The sequence below is a fragment of the Pantoea sp. SGAir0183 genome, from assembly GCF_043545505.1.
This window is the reverse complement of sequence record NZ_CP028057.1, coordinates 147,608-171,381: the sequence shown is the minus strand read 5'-3', so window position 1 is coordinate 171,381 and position 23,774 is coordinate 147,608. Positions and strand designations below refer to the sequence as shown.

The 23,774-nt window shown below is 50.6% G+C and carries 20 protein-coding genes and 1 pseudogene; 8 read left to right on the top strand and 13 right to left on the bottom strand.

Annotated elements, in window-relative coordinates; translation table 11 throughout:
* Nucleotides 1-79: 79 nt before the first annotated feature.
* Nucleotides 80-2,053 carry an autotransporter outer membrane beta-barrel domain-containing protein gene (locus C1N59_RS21365; RefSeq protein WP_394551044.1) on the bottom strand — a complete coding sequence of 658 codons (1,974 nt, stop codon included), beginning with the start codon at nucleotides 2,051-2,053 and terminating at the stop codon, nucleotides 80-82.
* 297 nt (nucleotides 2,054-2,350) lie between these two features.
* Nucleotides 2,351-3,229 carry a MurR/RpiR family transcriptional regulator gene (locus C1N59_RS21360; RefSeq protein WP_394551042.1) on the bottom strand — a complete coding sequence of 293 codons (879 nt, stop codon included), beginning with the start codon at nucleotides 3,227-3,229 and terminating at the stop codon, nucleotides 2,351-2,353.
* A 490-nt stretch (nucleotides 3,230-3,719) separates the two neighbouring features.
* On the opposite strand from C1N59_RS21360, the gene C1N59_RS21355 reads away from it, so the two are divergent.
* Entirely contained in the window at nucleotides 3,720-5,849 is a 2,130-nt protein-coding gene (locus tag C1N59_RS21355) for a TonB-dependent siderophore receptor (protein ID WP_394551040.1), read from the top strand.
* On the top strand, nucleotides 5,836-6,969 hold the full coding sequence (locus C1N59_RS21350) for an ABC transporter substrate-binding protein (RefSeq protein ID WP_394551038.1): 1,134 nt from the start codon (nucleotides 5,836-5,838) through the stop codon (nucleotides 6,967-6,969). Before C1N59_RS21355 ends, C1N59_RS21350 begins: the two co-directional genes overlap by 14 nt.
* A gap of 48 nt (nucleotides 6,970-7,017) precedes the next feature.
* On the opposite strand, the gene C1N59_RS21345 is transcribed toward C1N59_RS21350, so the two are convergent.
* From C1N59_RS21345 to C1N59_RS21305, 9 genes are all read right to left on the bottom strand, one after another.
* The gene (locus tag C1N59_RS21345; RefSeq protein ID WP_054634046.1) at nucleotides 7,018-7,989 is read right to left on the bottom strand and encodes an XdhC family protein; all 972 of its coding nucleotides are present in this window, start codon (nucleotides 7,987-7,989) and stop codon (nucleotides 7,018-7,020) included.
* Nucleotides 7,986-8,555 carry a nucleotidyltransferase family protein gene (locus tag C1N59_RS21340; RefSeq protein ID WP_289368371.1) on the bottom strand — a complete coding sequence of 190 codons (570 nt, stop codon included), beginning with the start codon at nucleotides 8,553-8,555 and terminating at the stop codon, nucleotides 7,986-7,988. The genes C1N59_RS21345 and C1N59_RS21340 overlap by 4 nt, the downstream gene beginning before the upstream one ends.
* Nucleotides 8,556-8,577: 22 nt before the next feature.
* Complete coding sequence (locus tag C1N59_RS21335; RefSeq protein ID WP_394551035.1) at nucleotides 8,578-10,917, bottom strand: xanthine dehydrogenase family protein molybdopterin-binding subunit; 2,340 nt, start codon at nucleotides 10,915-10,917, stop codon at nucleotides 8,578-8,580.
* Complete coding sequence (locus C1N59_RS21330) at nucleotides 10,914-11,906, bottom strand: FAD binding domain-containing protein (RefSeq protein ID WP_394551033.1); 993 nt, start codon at nucleotides 11,904-11,906, stop codon at nucleotides 10,914-10,916. Before C1N59_RS21330 ends, C1N59_RS21335 begins: the two co-directional genes overlap by 4 nt.
* On the bottom strand, nucleotides 11,903-12,391 hold the full coding sequence (locus tag C1N59_RS21325; RefSeq protein WP_033742349.1) for a (2Fe-2S)-binding protein: 489 nt from the start codon (nucleotides 12,389-12,391) through the stop codon (nucleotides 11,903-11,905). Before C1N59_RS21325 ends, C1N59_RS21330 begins: the two co-directional genes overlap by 4 nt.
* A gap of 223 nt (nucleotides 12,392-12,614) precedes the next feature.
* Complete coding sequence (locus C1N59_RS21320; RefSeq protein WP_058702585.1) at nucleotides 12,615-13,436, bottom strand: metal ABC transporter permease; 822 nt, start codon at nucleotides 13,434-13,436, stop codon at nucleotides 12,615-12,617.
* Between the two features lie 2 nt (nucleotides 13,437-13,438).
* Nucleotides 13,439-14,287, bottom strand: a complete 849-nt coding sequence (sitC, locus tag C1N59_RS21315) for an iron/manganese ABC transporter permease subunit SitC (RefSeq protein WP_054687852.1) — start codon at nucleotides 14,285-14,287, stop codon at nucleotides 13,439-13,441.
* The gene (locus C1N59_RS21310; RefSeq protein ID WP_058708871.1) at nucleotides 14,284-15,102 is read right to left on the bottom strand and encodes a manganese/iron ABC transporter ATP-binding protein; all 819 of its coding nucleotides are present in this window, start codon (nucleotides 15,100-15,102) and stop codon (nucleotides 14,284-14,286) included. Before C1N59_RS21310 ends, sitC begins: the two co-directional genes overlap by 4 nt.
* Nucleotides 15,099-15,956: a metal ABC transporter substrate-binding protein gene (locus tag C1N59_RS21305; RefSeq protein ID WP_269751013.1), complete on the bottom strand. Its 858-nt coding sequence runs from the start codon at nucleotides 15,954-15,956 to the stop codon at nucleotides 15,099-15,101. The genes C1N59_RS21310 and C1N59_RS21305 overlap by 4 nt, the downstream gene beginning before the upstream one ends.
* A gap of 352 nt (nucleotides 15,957-16,308) precedes the next feature.
* Here C1N59_RS21305 and C1N59_RS21300 point away from each other — a divergent pair, with 352 nt between their 5' ends.
* From C1N59_RS21300 to C1N59_RS21285, 4 genes are all read left to right on the top strand, one after another.
* The gene (locus C1N59_RS21300; RefSeq protein ID WP_240156271.1) at nucleotides 16,309-16,617 is read left to right on the top strand and encodes a hypothetical protein; all 309 of its coding nucleotides are present in this window, start codon (nucleotides 16,309-16,311) and stop codon (nucleotides 16,615-16,617) included.
* 227 nt (nucleotides 16,618-16,844) lie between these two features.
* Entirely contained in the window at nucleotides 16,845-17,090 is a 246-nt protein-coding gene (gene ycgZ, locus C1N59_RS21295; RefSeq protein ID WP_033742343.1) for a regulatory protein YcgZ, read from the top strand.
* A gap of 164 nt (nucleotides 17,091-17,254) precedes the next feature.
* On the top strand, nucleotides 17,255-17,542 hold the full coding sequence (locus C1N59_RS21290; protein ID WP_394551030.1) for a hypothetical protein: 288 nt from the start codon (nucleotides 17,255-17,257) through the stop codon (nucleotides 17,540-17,542).
* A 142-nt stretch (nucleotides 17,543-17,684) separates the two neighbouring features.
* A complete protein-coding gene (locus tag C1N59_RS21285) occupies nucleotides 17,685-17,939 on the top strand; it encodes a biofilm/acid-resistance regulator YmgB/AriR (RefSeq protein WP_054634055.1) in 255 nt (84 codons plus the stop codon).
* Between the two features lie 598 nt (nucleotides 17,940-18,537).
* Here C1N59_RS21285 and C1N59_RS21280 read toward each other — a convergent pair.
* The gene (locus C1N59_RS21280) at nucleotides 18,538-19,263 is read right to left on the bottom strand and encodes a YoaK family protein (protein ID WP_394551028.1); all 726 of its coding nucleotides are present in this window, start codon (nucleotides 19,261-19,263) and stop codon (nucleotides 18,538-18,540) included.
* Between the two features lie 321 nt (nucleotides 19,264-19,584).
* Between C1N59_RS21280 and C1N59_RS21275 the strand changes: the two genes are divergently transcribed.
* On the top strand, nucleotides 19,585-19,917 hold the full coding sequence (locus C1N59_RS21275) for a hypothetical protein (RefSeq protein WP_394551026.1): 333 nt from the start codon (nucleotides 19,585-19,587) through the stop codon (nucleotides 19,915-19,917).
* 22 nt (nucleotides 19,918-19,939) lie between these two features.
* Nucleotides 19,940-20,311 (top strand): annotated as a pseudogene (locus C1N59_RS21270) (RidA family protein).
* Nucleotides 20,312-22,797: 2,486 nt separating this feature from the next.
* On the opposite strand, the gene C1N59_RS21265 reads toward C1N59_RS21270, so the two are convergent.
* On the bottom strand, nucleotides 22,798-23,769 hold the full coding sequence (locus tag C1N59_RS21265) for a ParB family protein (RefSeq protein WP_058702499.1): 972 nt from the start codon (nucleotides 23,767-23,769) through the stop codon (nucleotides 22,798-22,800).
* Nucleotides 23,770-23,774: the final 5 nt, after the last annotated feature.

The window sequence follows — 23,774 nt, the reverse complement described above, 5'->3', positions numbered from 1 at the left end:
AGTCTCGTCCCGCGCCTTTTCGATGGCGCTGACCCGGGCCTGATCGATGCGACGCCCATAGCTCTGCACCGGGCAGGTACTAAAACCGCGCGCTCATGCCAAGGTTCCAGGTGACCTCATGATAATCACGTGCGCCCGCCACCGTCGACACAGCGGCAAAAGCGCTAACCGCGTCGCCGATGGGGACATTGGCCCCTACAGCTATATCCGCCCAGTCTTTATCCTGATTCGAACGGCTTTGTCGGAAAGCCGTTCGTGTCGATTTCAGACCTGCACTCACCGATGTATCCGTGTCGCCAAACTGATGGTTATAACTGACCTGTGCCCAGGGATTGATTCCTAATCCCTGGGTATCAATGCGCCACCCCACTGCGCCAGTTTGTGAATGCCGTGTTTGATCGGAGAAACGCATCGCACTGCTGCTGTCGCCGCGTTCCTGATAACCGTCGGCCCGCACATAATCCAGCGCATAGCTGACAACAGGCCCCGTGGTAATCGTCTCGTTTAAGGGAAAATCCCAACCGGTTTGAACCCGCGTGCCCATCAGCTTTCCACTACTGCTGCCCTGTTCAGTGCGGACCGCAGGGCCAAGTTTTATCTGACGTTCAATGCTGTCGTAATCCAGATCCGCATAATGGATATCGGCGTTGACCCACAGTCTGTCCATCAGTTGTAGCTGGCTCCAGAGTGCCACCATGTTGCCGTGCAGCCGGTAATCATAACGTTCAGAGGGATGCTGTCGTTGGCTGGCCGTTGACAGCAACGCCCCTGCCTGCAGGTTGTCGGTCAGCTGATAACCCATGCCGGCTGACAGGTTTGCAGTATCTGTGTCGCCATCATTAAAAACATCACTTTTGTTGCGCGCGTGCTGACCGGCGTAACCGCCAAACACGGTGAATTCTCCGGCTTCAGCGGGTTGCCTGCGCTGCTGCTGGAGATGACTGTCCAGCGTGTTATGCACATCCTGCAGCATCGTCAGCGGTGCCTGCGTCAGTACCGCGACCTGGGCTGGTGCATCCAGGATTGACTGAATGTAGTCAGCAATCAGGGCATGTACCGCAGGGCTGGGATGAAGACGATCGGCAAACAAAAAAGTCTGTTGCGACGAGAAACCCGCTGTCGACGAAGTACAGACGGCGGAAGAGATGCCCGGTGGACAGGCCATGCCTGCGGTGTTAGTAAGACCATAAAGCGCCGGACTGGCGATCACTTCATTAAAAAGCCCATTTATATCGACCCGAACAATATTCCCCTGTGCAGCCGCCAGCGCGTTTTCTTCCTGCTGATTGTAACGGGCCGTCAGAGAAGCCGCCTGATCGCTTAACTGCTGCCAGGCGGCGAACAGCTGTTGTGCGATCAGGTCACGAACCGCCGGTATGGCAGAGAGCTGCGCAGCGGCCTGACCGAAAGCCGTCTGGATAGCCTGCTGCCGTTCCGCCGTAGTGAACGTGGTCGCCGCGTTCAGTGACTGAAACGCCGCCGCCACCGCTGCGGAACCGGCCCCCTGAAGTATTCCTTCTATCAGGGCAGGCGTCGCACCGACATTCGGCACGGTTGGCACTATCACCGTACCAGCGCCCGCATTCAGTAACGCGCTGACCTGGCTGGCGGCCGCACCGGCGCTGTTGTCAACCAGAGAAAGCGCCAACGAGGGGCTGGGAATGAGCGTGGCAGCGGCCAGGTCATTCCCGCCGATCCAGTGAATATAGAGCCCGTTGGAATCGGCCCGGCCATTCGTTGACGACAGATAGCGGGCAACCTGATCCTGGGTATTAAACTGCGGATTGAGAGCAGGCACCGCCACAGCACCGCCTGCCGCGTAATTACTCCCGCCCTGAGAGGACGGCTGCAGCATCAGTCCCGCGTCACGGGCGATGATTTCATCATAGAGTGGATGACTGGCAGAATCGTAGGTAAAACGGCCGACGTTGCCTGTATCACTCAGGCTGTCGCCAAATACGGTAAGACTGTCCCAGGCCATCACCGCTTGTGGGCTTACCAGGATGGCAAGCGCGACGAACGACACAGGAAACCATGCACGATTTTTCTTCATGACCAGCTCCGTTCAGGGAAATAACAAGGATGGATAAATCAAAAGAACAGCAAATAAACATCACGGCTGAGTAATAGCCGCAGATTGAAGAACGCTCCAGACGAAAGCTGACGTGAGTTCGCAAAAACGAAAAATTTTTAAGCCATTCCGAAAAGTGTCAGCCACTTTTGCAAACCCGATCACGCCAGGTATTGAGGAAACACATCCAGGCGATGCAGGGTGAGCGAAAGCGTTAAGCTGCGCCAGCCATGTACTGGCTCAACTCTCCTCTTGTCGTGTGACATCTGAACGAAAGATTTATTTTTTTATGGCAGGCTTAAGACCACGGTAGAAATCCTGTAGCCGTTTCATGGTCTTAGTCGTACGATCTGGCAGGGAAGCGGCCACCGAGAGAATCAACATTTCAAGGCAAACCATCACTGTGCCGTGTAACGGGATGCGCCCTTTTTCCCCGCCGCGTGGCACGTCAATAACCACATCCGCTTCCCGGGCAAAGAAGGCGTCGGTCGCATGGGTGAGAAGAATTATCGGAATGCCCAGCCTTTTGGCCTCACGCACCACTGTTGCTCCTTCGCGATGTGCCGACTTTTGCGCCATCATGATCAGCACATCGCCCCGTTGCAGCGCCAGCATCTGTTCCGCCAGCGCAATACCTGAACGGTTAAGTGAGAAGGCTGGCAAACCGATGCGATTTAACAGGCGGACGGTGTAGTCAGCCAGAATACCCGAGGCGTTAATCCCGAAAACGGCCACCTGGCGGGCTTCACTCAGTAACCCCGTCGCTTCGGCCAGCGCCTGGCGGTTTTGCTCAGAGGCCAGTACCTGACACGCATGGAGATGCCCCTGCAATACGAAGTCTATCGACGACGAAACATCCCGCGTCATAGCATTGACGGTGCTCAGCATTTTCTCTTCTGAAGAGAGGCCGGGACCAAACCAGGCCTGAAGGACGTTTTTCAAATCGCGCAGTCCTGAAAAACCCAGCGCCTGAATGGCGCGAATCACAGTCGCATCCGATGTGTTATTCGCGCGGGCGATATCCATGGCAGTGCTGTCCAGAACCGTTTCCCGGTTGGTGTGAAGATAATGTGCAACAGCCAGCAGGCGGGGTGAGAGTTGCTGTTCCCGCGAACGCAAACGCTCGCCCAATATATCTGTACGACTTCTGGCCTGCATCAAGGAAGCCTGTCACGCTGATTACTGTTAAAAACACCGATGAGATGAAACACTCTCACGCCCCCGTTAAATCCTGAACGATAATGTGTGAACCTGACAGGGTAAGCCCCTTCGACGATACTGTTCTTGCTTCGCCTGCGCTAAGCATGTCTCGCCCGGCTGTAGTCAGCAAGCCTTTTCTCCCTCACGAACAGCAAGGTTATGCTTCTTCCCCTGGATACACTTTGCCAGAATAAGTTTTTTAATTCATGAAAATTAATGACTTAACAATATAAAAACAGTTAAATCATCGTTAATACACTCTCCTGGAAATGTAGTAAAAATAAATGTTTTTATATTTACTACTACATTACTCAATGATTGAATGATTCTCAATTACAAAACAGCCTACCAGGACGGACGCAAAAACCTCCACCTGAAGGCGCCCCCCCCCACGTTTAACGTGGCCTTTTACGTTTATTTTGTTTTTGATGATCAGCGAAAAAATATAATGAAAACACGTCCAGGCGAGAGTAAGAACCTCAGATTTCAGCAGGCTTTAATAGTGGCGATCTGTTCCAGCGCCTGGCTTCCGGCCGGTAACAGCCTTGCCGCCACCGGGGATGATACCGTCACTGTCACCAGCGATGCTGACCGTGAAGAGGGCTATGCAGCCACCACCAGCAGCGTTGGCAGTAAAATGCCGACAGCGCGTCTCGACGAGGCCCAGTCTGTCAGTACCGTGACACAACAGCAGCTTGATGATTATCAGGTCAGCAATCTGAGCGATGCGATGCGCTTCGTCAGTGGTGTTGCGGAAGCCAACACGTTGGCAGGAACAGAGGACGGTTTCGTTCGCCGTGGCTTCGGTAGCAATTCTGATGGCTCGATATATCGCGATGGTATACGAAGCAGCCAGGGGTTAAATCTGGATGCGACCACGGAGCGGGTTGAGGTACTCAAGGGATCGGCATCTCTGCTCTATGGCATTCAAAATCCGGGCGGTATCATCAACGTCATCAGCAAAAAACCACGCTATTCATGGCAGTCTTCCGTCAGTGGGCGCTACGCAAGTGAAGGCGGTGGAGCCGGTACGCTCGATGTCACCGGCCCGCTGGGTAATGGTTTTGCTTTCAGGCTCATCGCAGAGAAGCAGCGTCAGGATTACTGGCGCAATTTTGGCAGTGATGCGCATTCTCTGCTCGCGCCGTCATTGCAATGGTACGGTGAGAAAGCCAGCCTGTTGGTCAGCTACAGCGACTATCGTTATGACATTCCTTACGATCGCGGTACCGCTTTTATTAATGGCGCACCACTCGATGTCGGTTACAAACAGCGACTGGATGACAAAGCGAATCATGCCTGGGGACGTAATCAGGCACTGAACGCGCATTACGACTGGCAGTTCAACGACAGCTGGAGCACGCGCCTGACGCTTGGCTGGAATCAGCGCCGTTATGACAATAACGAAGTTCGGGTCACGGCGATTAATCCTGCTACCGGCGTGGTTACCCGGCGCGCCGATGCCAATCGCGGATTTAATCAGCAAACCAAATATCTGTCATGGGACGTCCTGGGGAATCCGGAGATATTCGGCATGGCGCATGCGCTGGTCTTCGGTACGGATTATGAAATGAACCAGACGTACCGGGCGCACCAGTATCAGGGCAAAAATGACCGCCGCTTTAACTACCTCAACCCCACTTATGACCTGCTGTCACCGGTAACCGACAGCACAACCGAAAATACGGCAAATGCTAACAACCTTAACCGTATCCACAGCCGTTCGGTCTATTTGAAAGACAGTATTTCGCTTACTCCAGACTGGATTGCGGTCATTGGCGGACGTTATCAACATTACGAACAACGCGCGTCAAAAGGATTTAATCCGGTCGTTGAAACGCTGAATGATGAGGGAAATACCTTCCTGCCACAAACCGGACTGATTTACAAAATTACACCGGATGTTTCGCTCTATGCCAGCATGAGTAAATCGTTCACCCCATCGACGGATGTCGACGATGAAGGAAACGTCAGTAAGCCTGAGCAGGGCACCACCTGGGAGGTTGGCAGCAAATGGCAACTTTCTCCGCGCCTCTTCGCCTCGCTGGCGCTGTACAGAATCGATGAAAAGCGGATGACACTGAACATCAACGGTACTAACCGTCCGATCAACAAGGCGCACTCGCAGGGCGTTGAGGTTGAGCTTAATGGTGAAGTGGTCCAGGACTGGGATGTCAGTGCCAGTTACAGCTATGACAACGCTGAAATTGTCGATGACCGGATTAACCCGGCGAATAATGGCAATCGCTTACAGAACGCACCAGAGCAGTCCGGTGCGCTTTACCTGAGCCATAATCTGATCGTCAGCAACGTGCCCGGTGATTTTCGTGTCGGCGGCGGCGCCCGCTATGTTGGCAGTCGTGCTGGCGATTCTGACAACAGTTTCACCTTACCGGATTATGTCGTAGCGGACAGCTTTATTGCCTGGAACAACGCGTTGCTGGGCAAGAAAACACAGATACGACTGAATCTGAATAACCTGTTTAATAAACACTATTACACGTCGAGCGGCGGAAACCTGCGCGTACGTGAAGGTGAAACCCGCAACCTGATGGTACAAGCCCGTGTTGAATTCTGATTTCTGTAAGCGCAGCCTGCTACGAACGCTCCTGCTGTTGGCTTTGACCTTCAGTAGCCTGGTCTGGGGCAAAACCATCACCGATATCAACGGCGATAAGGTCACCGTTCCCGACCATCCTGTGCGTATTGTGCTGGGCGAAAGCCGGATGCTTTACACCTACGCACTGCTGGAGCCCGGCAACCCTTTCAAAAGGCTGGTCGGCTGGCCCGAGGATCTGAAAAAGTACGATCGTCAGACATGGGATATTTTCGCGCGTCAGTTTCCTGAGATGCAGCATATCGCGTCATTAGGTCAGGAGGGATCAAATGACATCAACCCTGAGAAGGTGATCGCATTACAACCCGATGTGGTAATTTTGCCGGCACTGGCGCGCAGCAGTGAGGCCGGACAACGGCTGGAGCGCGTCCTGAAATCCGCGCATATCCCGGTCGTGAAAATCGACCTTCGGGTGCATCTCCTTGAAAATACGACCCGCAGCGTAGCCATTCTGGGAGAGGTGCTCGATCAGGGTGAGCGAGCCTCGGCTTTTAATGGGTTTTATCAGCAACATATGCAGACCCTTGCGCAGCGCCTCGCTCAGTTTCGCGGGAAGAAGCCCACCGTACTTCTGCAGTTGCATCTGGGACGTCGAAATGAATGCTGTGTGACGTCGGTAAACGGCAGCCTTGGTGAGATACTGGCGTTTGCCGGCGGCGAAAACATTGCCAGCAAAACGGTTTCCGGCGTTTTCGGCCGGTTGAATGAAGAAACGGTGATTGCGTCACATCCGGACTTCTATTTTGCAACGGGCAGCGGCGATCGTAATGATACGTCCGATTTGCGTATTGGCCCTGCCATCACGCAGGCTGAAACGCGCGCCTCGCTGCGGCAACTGACCGCGCAACAAACGGGCCTGAAGTCGTTGCGTGCGTTGCAGGACGGCCACGCGGCGGCCCTGTGGCATAATTTTTACCTCAGCCCCTGGCACGTTGTCGCGGCAGAATTTTTTGCCAAAACGCTTCATCCCGCGCTCTTTAACGATATTGATCCTGAAAAAACGCTGCGCCAGCTGTTTACTGATTTTCTGCCGGTTCCGTATTCCGGCACCTATTTCTGTCAGCTGACACCCAATACCTGATCACGGATTGTCCGGCGGCGTAATGGTGACGCCGGACAACGCAACGTCTTAACAGTGATTTTTTACCCGTACGATGTCGGCCATGACAGACAGCGCGATTTCCGCGGGGGTTTTACTTCCGATAGCCAGACCAACAGGCGCAATGATCCGTGCGAGCTCATCGTTATCCAACCCTGCAATGGTCTGTAAACGCGACTTGCGCCTGGCCGTATTTTTAGCGGACCCCATAATGCCAATGTAAAACGCATGAGTGTTGACCGCTTCCATCATGGTTAGCTCATCTATGCGCGGATCGTGGGTTAATGAGACGATGGCTACCGCAGCATGCGCACCGTTGAGCTCCAGCCAGCGCGCGGGATGCTGAGGGACGATCGTAATCGTATCCTGGCCCGTAAAATGACCTTCCAGCTCACTTAACATCTCTGAGCGATGCTCACATACTCGAACATGAAAGCCCAGGATTTGTGCCAGCCGGATGCACTCAAAGGCCACGGTAGAGTAACCTGCCACCAGCAATTCCGGGACGGCACCAACCGGTAACACGACCTCTGGATGCTGATAACGAAGCACCGGCAGCGCCGCCGTCATCGCCATAGTTTGCCAGGTGGCACGTTTGCTCACAGTGACCGTTTTGAGCAGTCGTGTTTTGCCACGCAACGCCTGATGCATCGCTTGTAACATCTGGCCGCTGTCGTTATCGGCAACCAAATATTCCACCAGCACGTCGAGGCTACCGCCACAGGGCAACTGCACCTGCGTTTGCCTTCCGCCTTCACCATAACGGACAACCTGACTGTGGATGCGGTAATGCCCCTCAGCCAGCCGTGCCAGAAAGTCTTCTTCTATACAGCCGCCGGAAAGCGAGCCGCATCCTTCTCCACTGTCACTGATCACCATCATCGTGCCAGGTGCGCGCGGTGAAGAGCCCCAGGTCTGCAACACAGTGCACAGCCAGACGGCCCGTCCCGCATGATGCCAGCCTAATGCCGTTTCAATCACTCGTTGATCTAACGTCATCATGGGCTGCACCTCATTCGCCGTAAATCATCCGGATAATCAACATCCTCCAGGCAACCGCGATCCCGAAGTGGCACGTAATGTACAGGATGATGTTGTAACAGTTGCTGCGCACCAGTATCACCGGTCAGCTGGCGCAGCGCGGGGAAAAAAGCGGCCGAAAAACCCACAGGATGACCAGCACGGTCGTCAACCCAGGGACGCACCAGCGGATACGTGCTTAACGCCCTGTTTACCGCCCTGTAGCTTGCAGCGGTAAGCCACGGCATATCGCCCAGCGCCACGATCACGCCATCATAATCCGTGCAGGCACTGACGCCCGCCGCTATCGACTCGCCCAGCCCGGCGCTGGCACACAACACCCGCACCGCATCACCTAGCAGAGAATGAATGGCCACGTCTTCGGGACGCGATACCACGACCACCTCCATTCCGCTCGCCCTCGCCTGATCAAGCGTATGTTTCAGCACGGCTTTGCCATTCAACGCCGTCAGTAGCTTATGTTCGCCACTGGCATGCCGAAACCGGCGGCCCATCCCTGCCGCCGTTAATACAATGGCCGTTTTCATCTCAGCGCGTTCCTTCGCATGTTTAGAGAATCTTATCCAGCGTGATGGGCAGATCGCGGACCCGCTTGCCCGTAGCATGGTAAACCGCGTTACTGATCGCGGCCGCCACGCCCACGATGCCCAGTTCACCCACCGTTTTGCCGCCCATCCGGGTCGCTTTATAATCCGGCAGGCCAACATCAATCGTGGTAATCGCCGGGATATCCGCGTTCACGGGAATCAGATAATCGGCAAGATTGTTGTTCAGCACTCTGCCGTTGCGCGGATCGATAATGCCTTCCTCAAGCAAGGCCTGTCCCACGCCCATAATCATGCCGCCAACCCACTGACTGCGGGCCAGTTTGGGGTTATAAAGCCGGCCGCTGTCAAACGCCGCGACCATACGTTTAATCCGGATGGTGCCAAAGTCCTCGTCCACTCTCACTTCGACAAACTGTGCACTCCAGCTGTGTGCGGAGACGTCTTCCGGGCGGCTCATTTCACCCAGGCTACCGGTCACACTGTCCCGTTCCTCGGCAGACATATCCGCTGAGAACGTGCCGCCTTCGACGCACAGCACGGATGCATTCGTCAGGCTGACCAGTGCACCAAAAGAAACAGTCTGAGAAGGGTTAGCGGTAACACAAATCGCCCCGTTCGCCAGGCTGAGTTCATGCGGAGGGATGCCTTTCAGAGGCGAGCCCGTTAATTCGCTTGCGAGCGTGACTAAGCGCGCGCGCATTTTTTTGGCGGTGTCATCAACCGCAGCCGTCAGGTTTCCTGCCAGCTGAGAGCCCCCCGCAACGCCGGCTCGTGGCAGTTGCGTATCGCCCAGTTCAACTTCAATGCAGTGTGAATCCACCCCTAAGATATCAGCGGCGGTTTGCGCCAGAATCGTGTACGTCCCGGTGCCGATGTCAGCTCCCGCGCACTGCACAACAATCTGCCCCTGAAAGGAAAGCAGGATTTTTGCCTCAGCCGGCATGGTATTAACCGGATACGTGCCCGATGCCATGCCCCACCCAATTAATTCACGCCCTTCGCGCATCGAACGGGGCGCCATAATGCGTTTATCCCAACCGAAGGCTTCCGCCCCTTTTTCATAGGCTTCTTTCAGACGACGTGAACTCCAGGGCAACCCCAACTGATAATCGTGATCTGCCCAGTTGCGTAAGCGAAAGGCCAGCGGATCGAGATTTAGCGCATAAGCCATTTCATCCATCGCCACCTCAAGCCCGAATGCACTGGGATTCTCACCCGGTGCGCGCATCCAGCCTGGCGTGACGGTATTGATGGGCCTGACCTGGTGCTGCGCCGAGAGATTTTCAATGGCGTACATGCGCCCCGTCACCTTACTGCAGTTTTCAGCGAAGACATCAATCAGTGACGTTTCACTGAAGCTGCGCAAAATCACCGACTGAATTTTCCCGTCGCGTGTCGCTCCCATCTCCAGCTGCTGTGAGGTGGCAGGACGCCCCCCTAAACCCGTGAAGGTTTGTGGCCGCGTCAGTGACACGCGAACCGGACGATTAAGCGCGCGCGAGGCCACGCAGGCCAGCGCTACGTGCGTATAAGGCACTGGCTTAGAGCCAAAACCTCCACCCACATAGGGCGAGATGACGTGAACATCTTTTGGCGAGATCCCCATCCATTCGGCGATTTCAACCTGCGCCCCTGCCACCCACTGGCTGGGTTCCCAGACGGTTATGCGGCCCTGCTCCCAGTGTGCAATACAGGCATGGGGCTCCATCGGCATGTTATATTCGCGTGGCGTGGTATAACGCTGATTAATCCGCACGTCCGCACGTTCCATGGCGGCCTGAGCCTCACCTAAATCGATGTCCTGCTTTGTAGTCGGCTTAGGCTCCACCCCTTCATCCGTCGCCGAGATCAGAGCAGGCGTCGTCTCATAGTGGATATCGACAAGGGAAGCGGCATAAGTTGCCTGTTCAAATGTCTCTGCTACGACCAGGCCAATGTTCTGACCATTGTGAATAATCACATCGTCCTGAATGGGCGTATAGGTTGTCTGCGCCGCACCGCCATCAGCGATAGCCGTCGGCTTATTGATTCTAAGTGAATTAAGATGCGTATAAACGGCAATCACACCTGTCGCACGTTCCGCTTTGGCCGTATCGATATTTGAGATGCGGCCACTGGCAATTGTCGATTGCAGGACGACGCCATGCAGCACGCGGTCGGGCTTATGCTCTACAGCATAACGGGCTTTTCCCGTGACTTTGACCTTGCCCTCACCGCGGGTTCGCGGTGTGCCAAGACCGGAAGGGCTGGCAGAGGCGCGACGGTGAGGATTGACGCTTTGCTTATCCGCGGACAGCACATCGTTGTCGGACCGCGCCAGGCCGTTGTTATGTTTTGTCATGCCTGCCCCCCCGCAGCCAGCAGCGCGCGGGCAATCACGCGCGGCGTTAACGTTATTTTGTAAGCGTTGTGCGCCAGCGCGCGCGTTTCCTGAGTGATTAATTCTGCGGCCTTATACAGGCTTTGTTCCTCAAACCGTTGTCCGGTTAACGCATGCTCCACATGACGGGCACGCCAGGGCTTGGTTGCGACACCACCTAAGGCGATATGAACGGTCTCTATCCGTCCCTGCGCAAGTGTTAATCCCACGGCCGCACTCGCGCTGGCGAATTCGTAAGAAGTCCGATCGCGTACTTTCAGGTAATGGGACTGTTTTAATGCTAAGGAACGGGGAATCTCGATGGCGACGATAATTTCATCGGGTTGTAAGGCGTGCTCATGCTGCGGCGTCTCGCCGGGCAACAGAAAAAAGTCGTCAACCGGAATGCGCCGCGTATCCTGATGGCTGTTTTGGACAATAATCGTCGCGTCAAAGGCCGTCAGCGCGACGGCCAGATCACCAGGATAGACCGCCACACATTGTTCACTGCCGCCCAGAATAGCGTGACTCGCATTGATGCCGTGCAGCGCTGCACATCCTGAGCCCGGCGTGCGTTTATTGCAGGCGGAAAAGGTGGCCGGATCGCGGTAATAGGCGCAACGGGTACGCTGGCAGAGATTGCCGCCGATGGTTGCCATATTGCGGATTTGAGGCGACGCCGCCTGCCACAGACTGCTATACAGCGCGGGGGCCAGGGCCTCACAATCAGGATGACTGGCCAGTTCACTCATGGTGACCAGCGCCCCAATGGTGATTTTATCGTCGCGGAATTCGAGCGTTGACAGATCCGACAAGCCGGCAATATCGGTGAGGAGTGAGGGAGTCAGTACGCCACATTTCATCAAATCAAGTTGCGTCGTTCCGCCCGCGATAAGCTGATTGTCAGCGTGCTGTTTAGCGCCTGCTGCATCCGTTACTGACCGGGCAACCTGCCAGCGAAATTCGTTCATCGTACGTCCTCCGCCATTTCAGCTGCAGCCTGCTTTATCGCATCAATGATAAAAGGATACGCGCCACAGCGGCAGAGATTACCGCTCATGTATTCACGAATCTCGTCGTCTGAGCCTGTATGACCTTCTTTAATACAGGCGACCGCAGACATAATCTGCCCGGGCGTGCAGTAGCCGCACTGAAAACCGTCATGTTCAATAAAACAGCGCTGTACCGGGTGCAGCTCACCCGATGCCTGTTCCAGACCTTCAATCGTGGTGACGGCTTTTTCTTGCGTCTGAACAGCCAGCGTCAGGCAACTCAGGACACGCTGACCGTTCACCAGCACTGTACAGGCGCCGCACTGGCCCTGATCGCATCCTTTTTTAGTGCCGGTCAGATCAAGATGATCGCGCAGTGCATCTAATAATGTGACGCGAGGATCGACCGTTAACTGCCGGGTCTCACCATTGACCTGCATCGTGAGTGGTATTTTTTCTGACATTATCTGTTTCCCATGGTTGCAGGGCCGGTTACGTGATATGAGGCTTATCGCTAACGGGCGAAATTAAAAACGTGAAGCGCGGATAACCCTGATGTTTACATGCGTATGTCCGTCATTAGGTTTAGCACTTATTTTTTGGGTCGGAGATAAAAACGAGAAGAATGTCTGCTGTGCTTGACGCTGACCGTCCAGACAAGGGTGACGGTCAGCGAAACAGCGAAGATTAATGGGCAGGTAAACGTGGGCCTTTAACGTGCGTGATCAACAAACTGATCATAAAAACGAAAGCGAATAAGACAACGATGGTCGGTGCTGGGGCACTGTCGATAAAAAATGACAAATATACACCGCTGAGCGATACCATTACGGAAATGAGAGCGGCCAGAATCAACGCATGTGAAAAACGACGTGTCAGTAAGACAGCAATCGCGCCGGGCGCAATCAACAAAGAAATGGAAAGAATGATGCCCACCGCTTTTAACGTCGCCACAATCGTCAGAGAAACCATGGCTAACAAGCCATAATGCAGCCAGCGCACCGCCAGGCCACAAGCCCGCGCCTGCTGGACATCGAAACTGAATACCATCAGGTCACGCCATTTCAGGATAACAAGTATTACCACTGTCGCAGCCATCGCCCCTGTCTGAATAATGTCATCACGGCTGATTCCCAGCATATCGCCAAAGAGAATATGGTCGAGATGAATCGCGGGTTTTAACGCAACAAACATAATCAGGCCGGTGGCAAACATGCCCGAAAAAACAATCCCCAGTACCGTATCCTGTTTGATTCTGCTGTTATCTTTAAGATAGCCGCTGGCAATCGCGCAGAAAAAACCCGCGCTGAAAGCGCCTGTGGCAAGTGGTAATGACAGCATCCATGCCAGCACAACACCGGGAAACACGGCATGGCTCATGGCATCCCCCATCAGCGCCCACCCTTTCAGAACCAGAAAGACAGACAACAGCGCACAGGGAATAGCAACGATACAGGCAATTAACAGGGCGTGGTTCATAAAACCAAACTGAAAAGGTTCAAGCCACATCATCATATCTCCTGCATCCGGCGACGCCGATGGTTCGCGAGTAAACCGTGCTTAGGTGCAAACACAAAAGCCAGCAGAAACAGCAACGTCTGGGCCACCACAATGATTCCTCCTGTCGCACCATCGAGATAATAACTTGCCCAGGCACCCGCAAAGCTGGTCAGGCTGCCGATGGCGACAGCAATAGCCAGTAAACGTGGAAAGCGATCGGTCAGCAGCCATGCGGTTGCGCCCGGTGTTACCACCAGACTGATTACTAAAAAAGCCCCAACCGTTTGTAATGCCGCAACGGTTGAAACTGCAAGTAAGGTGAAAAACAGTATTTTGAGCCGTCCCGGCTGTAACCCTACAGCGCGAGCATGGTTCTCATCGAAGAAAGCCACCATTAAATCTTTCCATTTGAAAAATAAAATCGTGGCAGACGTGATCCCGATAACGGCCAACTGAACAATATCTGCGGGGGCGATAGCCAGAATATTGCCCAGTATGATGGTTTGAATATTCACCGACAGGGGATTCAGTGAAACCATAAACAGCCCTAACCCAAAAAACGAAGAAAATACCAGACCAATAATGGCATCTTCTTTTAAACGTGTACGCTGATTCAGCACTAGCATGCTCCCCGCCGCTAATCCCCCCGACAGGAATGCACCAAAGGCAAACGGAAGCCCCAGCATGTACGCGCCTGCCACGCCCGGCACGATAGCGTGCGACAGCGCATCACCGATAAGCGACCAGCCTTTTAGCATCAGGTAGCATGAAAGGAAGGCACACAATCCACCCACCATTGCGGCAATCCACATGGCATTCAACATGTATTGATAACTGAAGGGTTCAAATAATAGCGTCATGGCTGACCTCGTACTGAACGCCTGTCAGGCGATGCGGGTAAAAGAGGCTTATCATCCATGACCTCACGCAGCTCACCCTCAACCATCGCATGGCGAAGTACACCGCTAAATGCCCGTTCGAGATTTGCCTGTGTAAAGGTGGTGCGCGTCGGCCCACTGGCCAGAACGGTACCTTTGACCATCACGGTGTAGTCACAAAATGCCATCACCGAACTGAGGTTGTGCGTTGAGACCAGCAGGGTTTTCCCTTCATCGCGCAGTTCACGCAACAGACTAATGATTTTGGCTTCGGTTTTTACATCGACGCCTGTAAAAGGTTCGTCCAGTAAAATTACCTCTCCCTGCTGAGCAATGGCCCGGGCGAGAAAGACACGTTTTTTCTGACCGCCTGAGAGCTCGCCGATTTGCCGCTCCCGGTATTCGAGCATATCTACCCGTCCGAGCGCAGCCATGACTTTGTCACGATCCTGTTGTCTGGGCCTGCGCATCAGACCCATGTGACCATAACGCCCCATCATGACAACATCCTCAACCCGGACAGGAAAAGACCAGTCGACCTCTTCTGCCTGCGGCACATAAGCCACCAGACTACGGCGTAAGGCCTGTCGCGTTGTCATACCGAGGATACTGACCGTACCTGCACGGACAGGAACAAACCCCATCAGCGCTTTAAAAAGCGTTGATTTCCCCGAGCCATTGACGCCAAGCAATGCGGCAATGGAACCGGCTGGCACGCAAAAACTGGCCTTGTCGAGGGCAATATGGCCATTGCGGTAGATTACCGAGAGGTCAGAAACATCAATTGTCGGCGTCATTGTTTTTTCATCCCATCATTAATGCCTTTCACCAATGTCTGAGTGGTGACCTTAAGTAAGTCCAGATACGTTGGTACGGGTCCACTGGCGGTACTGAGAGAATCGACATACAGAACGCCGCCATAGTGCGCCTGTGTTTCACGTGCTACCTGACGAGCCGGTTTATCCGATACGGTGCTTTCACTGAAAATAACGGGAATGGCATGTTTCTTCATCTGGTCAATAACCTGGCGTACCTGTTGAGGCGTCCCCTGCTGATCGGCATTGACAGGCCAGAGATAACGTTCCTTAAGCCCCAAATCGCGCGCAAGGTAGGAAAATGCCCCCTCGCTGGTCACGAGCCAGCGTTTGTTCTCAGGGATGTCGGCGATTTGTTTTCGGAAAGGCTCAAGCGATGCGATGATTTTCTGCTTATAGGCAGAGGCGTTCTGCGCATAGATCTGGGCATTGGTCGGATCATATTTACTCAGCGCGTCACGAATATTGTCGACATAGATAAGTGCATTATCGGGCGACATCCACGCATGAGGATTGGGTTTGCCATTGTAAGGCCCCTCCCCTATCCCCATGGGCTCGATTCCGGCAGAAACTACAACGTCAGGTACGCCTTTCAGGTGCTGATAAAAGCGCTGGAACCATAGCTCAAGATTCAGGCCGTTAGCCATCACCAGTTGCGCCCCCTGAGCCCGCTTTATGTCTCCGGGCGTCGGCTGATAATCATGAATTTCTGCTCCGGGCTTAGTGATGGATGTTACTTCAGCCGCCTCCCCCGCGACATTTTTTGCCATATCGGCAATAACGGTAAATGTCGTTACAACTTTAAATTTTTCAGCGGCATGGCTGTTTGTTGTCATTGCAACACCGAGCATGACACTCAGCGCGGTTATCCAATACCTTTTAAACCTGTTCATCGTACTGTCCTCAGCTTAATGCGCAAATATAGCTCGTGCTAACTTGTATAGCACAAGCTATAAATCAGGGACAGAAACACTTTGTGAAGTTTTTTAATGAAATGAATGGAAGTTTCATTTTTTCTGACAGGAGGTATGTAATTCGTTATTTTAAAGAGTAAAAAATAGATCCACCCCTCTCCAGCTAATGCAGATTTTCTGCCTAAACAGGTGCACTGAGTTCGTGTAAGCGTACAAACAGCGCTGTACGGTAAGGCGGATTGTATTCTTTGCTAAAATTACGAATGTGGAACACATGCCAAAGGAGGTTATTTTGCTACTTTCACAACAGTATCTGACTAACACTATCATTGGCGAGGCCGCTCTGAACCTGATAGCAATTAATCAGGACGTAAGTGTTGAGTCCCTGGTGGATGAGCTCAGGGTAATGAAAGAATCTGAAGTTGATGAAAAACGACTTCTACAACTGGCCGATGCAACAAAGTGGCTCATGGGATTCAGAAAAATCGGTGCACGGTCATCTGCCGGCACAGGCTGGTCTGCACGCAAGCACCCTTTTTCAGCGTCTTCTGACAATGACTATGATGATATTTTCTTTAAATAGTAATAAGCTTGTTTTTCATCCCTGTTGGTGGGAAACAAGCTTAACCGCACGCCATAATTGTTAAAAAAGTTTAAACGCCAACCTCTATAACCCTCTGTTTTACCTCAATTAGCACTTTTTGCACAAAAACATTCCTTCAAGATCATCAAAATTCTGTACAAGTTTTTAAAACATGTATAACTTTCGCTTAGCGGCGAAGTATATTTTAACCACTTGAGGATATGAGCATGCGTCAGAACGGACATGCACCGGATAATACCAGCGACATTGCCCGTTATTTTAACCAGGCCAGCCAGCCCTCTCAGCAGGAAACATTGGGCGAAATTGTTGTGGAACTCCTGCGCGCTGGTCAAACGCTCTCTCGTAAAGCTATCTGCAGTAAACTTCTCCATCGTCTTGATGGGTGCGCTTCATCAGAACAACAGCAGCATTATCAGGCCCTGATTGGTTTGCTGTTTAGCCGTGAAGGCTGATAAATTTTGCATTAATCGTTAATTCGTTTTTAAAGTAAATTCTGATCGGACAGTACTGCGTTTAGTCACAGGGAGTGTACTGTCCACAGCTGACGCGGGAAGGTTAGCTGTCCCCGTCATCGTGACCGGACTATGGCCACACATTCGTAATCAGAGAAGCCAGTATGTACAGAAGTGAAGAAGAAAAAATAACGGATGTGATGATAGGTGAGGCCGTGCTGACCTTACTCAAGTCCGAAAGTCCGATTTCCAGCAATGCATTAATTGCCCAGCTTGAGGTGATGGCGGGCGAAACGGAAGATGCAACACGACTGCATGCGATTAAAGTTGCCATCATTGAAGTGCAAAAAGGAATGGCTTCTGCAAACAGTCGTCGAAGAGTGGATCTTTCCGAACGTGATAAGCACCGTTTAAACAATGATGGTCCGCCTGAAGGTTCTAAAAAGCACTGAGCTTAATGTTTGTGGCTGGTCATCAGGCAATGATGCGGTGTGATTGCAGACAGGTAAGTTACCTGATTAACCCTGATAAATAATAATACTGTCGGCTGACTTCCTGCTATTCAACTGACAATTTTCTTAGAGAATTGAGACTATGCAACAGAGCACATCAGATTTAGCCATCATCGAATTTTTCCGCAGTGAGGGCGATCACCTCGCCAAAGAAACTGAATTGCTTGGTCGGGTAATCAGAAATATTGTCAGCGATGAAAAACGCGTGACAAATAAAGCTATCATTCTTTACTTAATTGCTGAACTTGAGTGCACTGACGATGCAACTCAGACAGAACTGTTACGCAACACACTGGAGATTGTCGTAGGCCGTACTCCGGACGACGCAGGCATTTAATGTTCATGCCAGGAAATGAAATCATTAGCATTTCCTGGCTCCCCCTACCCTGCAACACCTTGATATAGCCATAAACATTAATGCATTTTATGCGCAAAAAAATGGATGGCGCGCTTGCAAAGAAGTTTAACTCTCTTATCACCGCTGTCCTGACTCATACGAAATAGTGCATCTGTAATTTGATGAAACTGCACGGGCTCGCCCATCTTTAAAAGCTTACTGACTACTTCTCCAATCGACGCACGAATATCGTTGTCTTCATGGTTATTCACATAACCTCCAACTGGTGTATATATATACAGACTAACATTTTTATAATGTTAAAAACAAAGAAGATTACCGAAATATAATGTAAGCGAAGCGGTAGTATTGCGTTATGATCTTGATTTCATTCCGGGTTATATCTTTTTGAATTAATATATCCGGCAAAATTTCCTTCCCCGAATAAGTTGACAAAATACGACATTAAGTAAATTTATATTTCATGACACGGCAGAATAAGAAGAAAATTTAGTGATGCCTACGTTAGTGCTGAGGGTTAGCTTTCGGGTGATATCAAAGACAGGGCAGCTTAATCGCTGCCCAATGAAATGAGATTTTAAAACTTCCTTGCATTATTTAAGGCGATGAGGATTGCAATTGTTGCCAGGATGATCAGAAAAATACCTAATGCAATCATCGCATTGAATGCATAAGCTTTAAAAAGAATTAACCCGATAATACAGCCCGACAAAAATGAAAAAACGGTAGTCAGGTGCGTGTGTAACTGCTTTTGAGCAAAACGTCTGTCGCAGGGCTCGGCACGAGAAACAAACGATGACACGTACGTTCCGAGTGCAATACCGGCATCTGTAAGCGTCCCTGTGATATGGGTTGATCTGACACGGCCGTTCGAGAGTTGGGTTGACGTCGCATTATGCACTCCCATCAGGAATGCCAGTATCAATAAGACCTCATCATTATAGCTGGGAGAATAGAAAAGTTTTTCAAAAACCGAAGCAAGCGTGAGCGCTATCCCTTCAGCCAGAATGATCAGACAAAAAACCGTTCTGATTTTTCGCCTTTCTCCAGCTATGATAAATAATCTTGCCGCTGTACATCCAATAACAAACGCCGCGATTAACCCGGCAAGGAATGTCAAACTGTCAAAATCTGACGTAAAAACTTCAGTAGAAATTTGAGAGGTGTTTCCGCTCATATGTGACGGGAAAAAACCAAATGCGCCAAGCGCCATCGCATTCAGTATCCCGGCGGTTGTGGCTAATGCCAGAGCAAGATAACGGTCTTCTGTATGTGAACGCAACTTCTTCTTTTTTATCAGCACCCGATTCCCCTACTGTTTTTTACACCATTGATGATTTTACTTTTATACATTTTTATCATAGTAGAGTTTAAAAAACGCAGCGCTAAATACGGACAAGTCTGCATGGGTAAGCGGTTAATTGTATTGATATTTATGTGCTTTATGGGAATAGTGGTTACATGTAAAAAATTCAAAAGACTTTTAAGATTTTTTTACGCATCAGCAAAAATTTTTTTTGTACCCCTTTCTCTGATGTATTTAACACTGCTGCCAATTTATGGCAGGATACGCCCCCTGAATTAATCCATCACAAGCCATATGTAAGATTTTCAAGGTCAGGTCATGAAAAGAAGTCACCGTAAATTTATTATTCCTGTGGTTATTATATTTGTTTGTCTGGCCTGGTGGCTCATCCCACATTATGATGCTGAACACGAGGCTTATTATGTTTCAGTGCTTTGCGCGGTGCCCCAGCAAAATGAACAACAGTTATACAAAGCAATGCGCACTGTCATTGAAGGCAGTAATTCTGACTATGCATTGCAAAAAATCCATTTTATCCCGGGACTGGCTAAACGTGTCATCACTGTCTGGAAAAATCTGACGCCCGACCAGCAGCAACTCGCCGCCAGTAATAACACGCAGTGCCAGCACTTGCTCACCCACAATAAATAACTGCGCAAAGGGTCACTTAATCATGCTGCAACGCAAAAACTACGCTGCGCTGGGCCAAATAACAGCGCCATATGTCCACGCCGTCAGCCATAACGGAACACTGTAAGTTTCAGGCCTTACCGCCCACGGCACGACAGCAAGCCAGCGTGACATAGCAGCTCAGGCAGAAGCGATATTCGATCAGCTTGAGGTTATCGCCAGCGCTGAGCAAACGTCGTTAGAGAATTTGATAAAGGTGACCCTGTTCATTACTTCATTCACTGATATTGATGCACTTCGTAAGGTATTGTTTAAACGCTATGGCACCGCTCTCCCAGCCAGTTCACTGGTTCAGGTTAACGCCCTCTTTGCACCTGAATTGTTAATTGAGATTGAGGCGATCATTGCACTTTAAGAAAAGTTCGCCCTGCCCTTTTCATACGTGTAATGTCACCAACGGGTAAGAACATGCTTTTCGCACAGCATGTTCTTAATGTATTTTCCATCACCTATCCTTTTCTGACTTCACATCATTTCAGATAAGTGCAGTACATGTTTGCTCTGCACGTTGACATGGTATTCCTCTTATGACGCCGGCTTTTATACTTTCCCCTCTTGCCTATCTGGTTTTCAGGCATGCTCAACGCGAAAGATGCTGGCTGGCTATTAATATTGCAGCGATCGCGCTTGTATTCATACTTATGAAAGCTTTTTGACATGCCATACAGATATGCCACATTGTCGTTGCGATACGAATAACAAACCGAGTGGCTGACGTTTCGCAGCTCACTTATCAGCCTTTCGCATACCTGTCATAACCAGAATTGCGGTTTATCTGCATAAGGCTTTCTCATTCAGACAAACTGGCTGTGCCTGTCAAAAGGAACCTGATTAATTAATTCGTATTTCGCGTGGGCCTTGGTAAAAGGGATTCATTCAGAAACCCATGACATGTGAATTTCAGCCTGAAATCGCCAAAGAGAAGCACTGACTACAGTGAATGTTTGAGTATTCACTGTAGTCAGTTCGCGTGAACAGATGACTGCGTTATTGGCACGCTTATTCTAGAAACAGATAAAAAGGACGGCTAACAGCGATGCTGCGGCGATGTTAAGATCGAAGCTAGTGGCAGCTCTAGACCGCTTGATATTAAGGTCATTGAGCCGGCCTGAAAGACAAGCGCGCTGAACATGAATCTCGGACAGCAATACGGGTACCGCAGGCTTGCGATATGCAGCAAGCCGCTAAAATGTCACGGTCATCTTAGCTGGACGCGCATTTTATAGTGCCGTGATTTATTAATTTTAACTTTTACCCGATTTCGCTTTGCGGCCTTCCGGATTATATTAATTCTGAATTTCTTTAATAACGATGCGAGTCAGTTTCAGCGTGGTGAGTTGTAAAACATTGACTCAGGCGCGTAACCGCATTCACAGCTTAGCTTTTAGCGTCCGCCCGGAAAGGTTGATGACCAAATTTCAGCCTGAAATCGCCAAACTCATCTTGCACACTGATTACAGTGAACATGTAGCAGGCGTCCACTGTAATCAGTAATCAACTGCATTTTTACACACAGCCCCTTCAGGCTAAGCGAGAGATTTCATGTCAGTGCCATACTCATCCCAGGCTGCGCATCGCGCCATCAGTAAACGACATATTCCTGACTAACAGCGGTATCAATGCGTGGCAAGTGATTCACTGTAATCTGTAGTGTGAAGCATTGGCAAGCGTTAAAGCCTGAGCAACATGCTCATGGCACCAGAATACTGATTACAGTGAATTCAATATTAAAACCTGAGCTCTCATCGCGTTGTCCTTTTGAACATGATTAGTCGGAGCAGATGTAATGAGCCTTTCTTCGTTTTCAAAAAGTGAGATTCAAGCCAATGAATGTGTCACCTGTATTCAAGTGCCTGAAACGTTTTGCGGCCGATTCAACAGCAATGATACTGACGCAACCCGCAGACTTAAGCGGTTTTTATTGACACACCCCGAATTTGCATCATAAGTCACAGCGCCTTACAGAAAACGGGGTGATATCATTTGTCTCACCTTTCCTCACTCGCTGGCGCCAGTCCTACAGTGTGCGGTCGACTACAGGCTTCACTTTTAAAGGAAGAAGGGATGAGGGCGTTAATCAGTGTGTGAGAGAGATGCGGGCAAAGTCTTGATGGTGCCATGCATCGACAACTTTGGCTTACTCATTACCAAACACTTTCCCGTTAGTACATCATCATTCAGAGTGATTTATCCATCACAGCCATAGTTATCCACTTTTTCTGTGGATAACTAAGGGATATTTTCTGTATATCGTCATTATTGATAATTTTATTGTTTATCAGATTTTCTCGCGGCAAATAAGTTTAGTCATGATATGGTGTCAGCTCATATCAATGAGGTTTACATTGCTGGCAGATTCAGAAAAATTTCAGGGTGAAATCGCCAAAAAAAAGCTATATAATACAAGTAGATATAAGAGAAAATCGCAAATTTATCGCCGTCATGGTGCTACATTAAAGCATTCCATCATTCCTTCAAACTTTCCTTTTAGTACGAACAGTCGAGAGAAAGCCTGTAGAGCTGATAAATGCGGAAGCGGTTGAACAAATATCACCCATAAGATGGGTTTGAGACCTGATTTGTAAGCGTCAGGCTTTCATTACAGTCTCACAGATCGTGCACAATTTCGACCAGCACAGCCAAGACCCGAAACCGAATTTCGGGCGAAATTTTACGGCACTGAGATAAAAAAACTTATTTTTCAATATATTAATATCGACAAGGAAGATTATTAGATGGCGATTTCAGCCTGAAATTGCGAGTGTAAATAGCAGCATAAACAAGGCAGGAAGGGAGGAAAGAAACCAGGCAAAGGCTATTTGCCTGGTCAGGGTTAGACGCTCATCGTGTCATGAATTTTTTCAGGGTTTCTGATATCACTTTATCCAGCTCATCCTGCAGCTCTTTAGACTGGCGATTAAATTCATAACTGAACATCCTTCCTCGCGTTTTTTTACGCGCAAAACGATCTTTATCTGCGAAAGACCACAACGCAATGGCAGTGGTTTTGTCTTTTTCGGGCTCTTTAATCAACGTCTGGCTGCCCTGACGGATTAAGCGAAGAATATTATTCTTTAGCTCATCTTCAGCTAAATTTTCACGCGCTCTGACCACATCGATTTCAGCAGAAATCGCATTAATCAATGCGTCAACTGACTGCCCTGTTTCACTGAGCTTGTCTGAAGCCTGGAGCAGAGCTTTATAATCAGGATAAGTCAGTTCAGATTGATTGGGGAAAAGCGAAATCAGATCGGCAGGCACACTAGCCGCCTGTAATGCACGGGTCACTTTAGCCTGAGACAGACCCTGATTTTCAGCAATTTCCTTTTGTGAAAGTCCGCCTTCTTTAAGCGCAAGCAAACGCATGCCGACTTCACGTAAATTATGTTCGCGCGCCGTCTGTATATCCTGTGCAAGCTTGCGTGCCTCATCGGGCGTGATTGCAGCATCGGTAACCAACACATCAAGACCGGTTTTACAGTGCAACGCTGCGGCCCGTCGCCTTGAACCATCCAGTATCTCGATACGTTCGTCATGCATGATGCCAATGGCAGGAAAAAACTGCTGGAGTTTGATGGTACGAATAATGTCGCGTAATGAATCGGGTGTGAGACCAGACTGGTCGCGACCATTGGTTTCCATATTTACGAAGGTTTTAGCAGCCACTTCGCTGGCAGGTATATGATTAAACCTGAACACGGCGCGTTTCCCCGTCGAAAGCACAAAGGTTTGTGAGGGGAGTTCAGAGGATTTTTCGGTAGTTAACGGCGTCTGGCTGAAGGTTCGACCAATCGTTATTCTTTTTGCACTCATAAAAA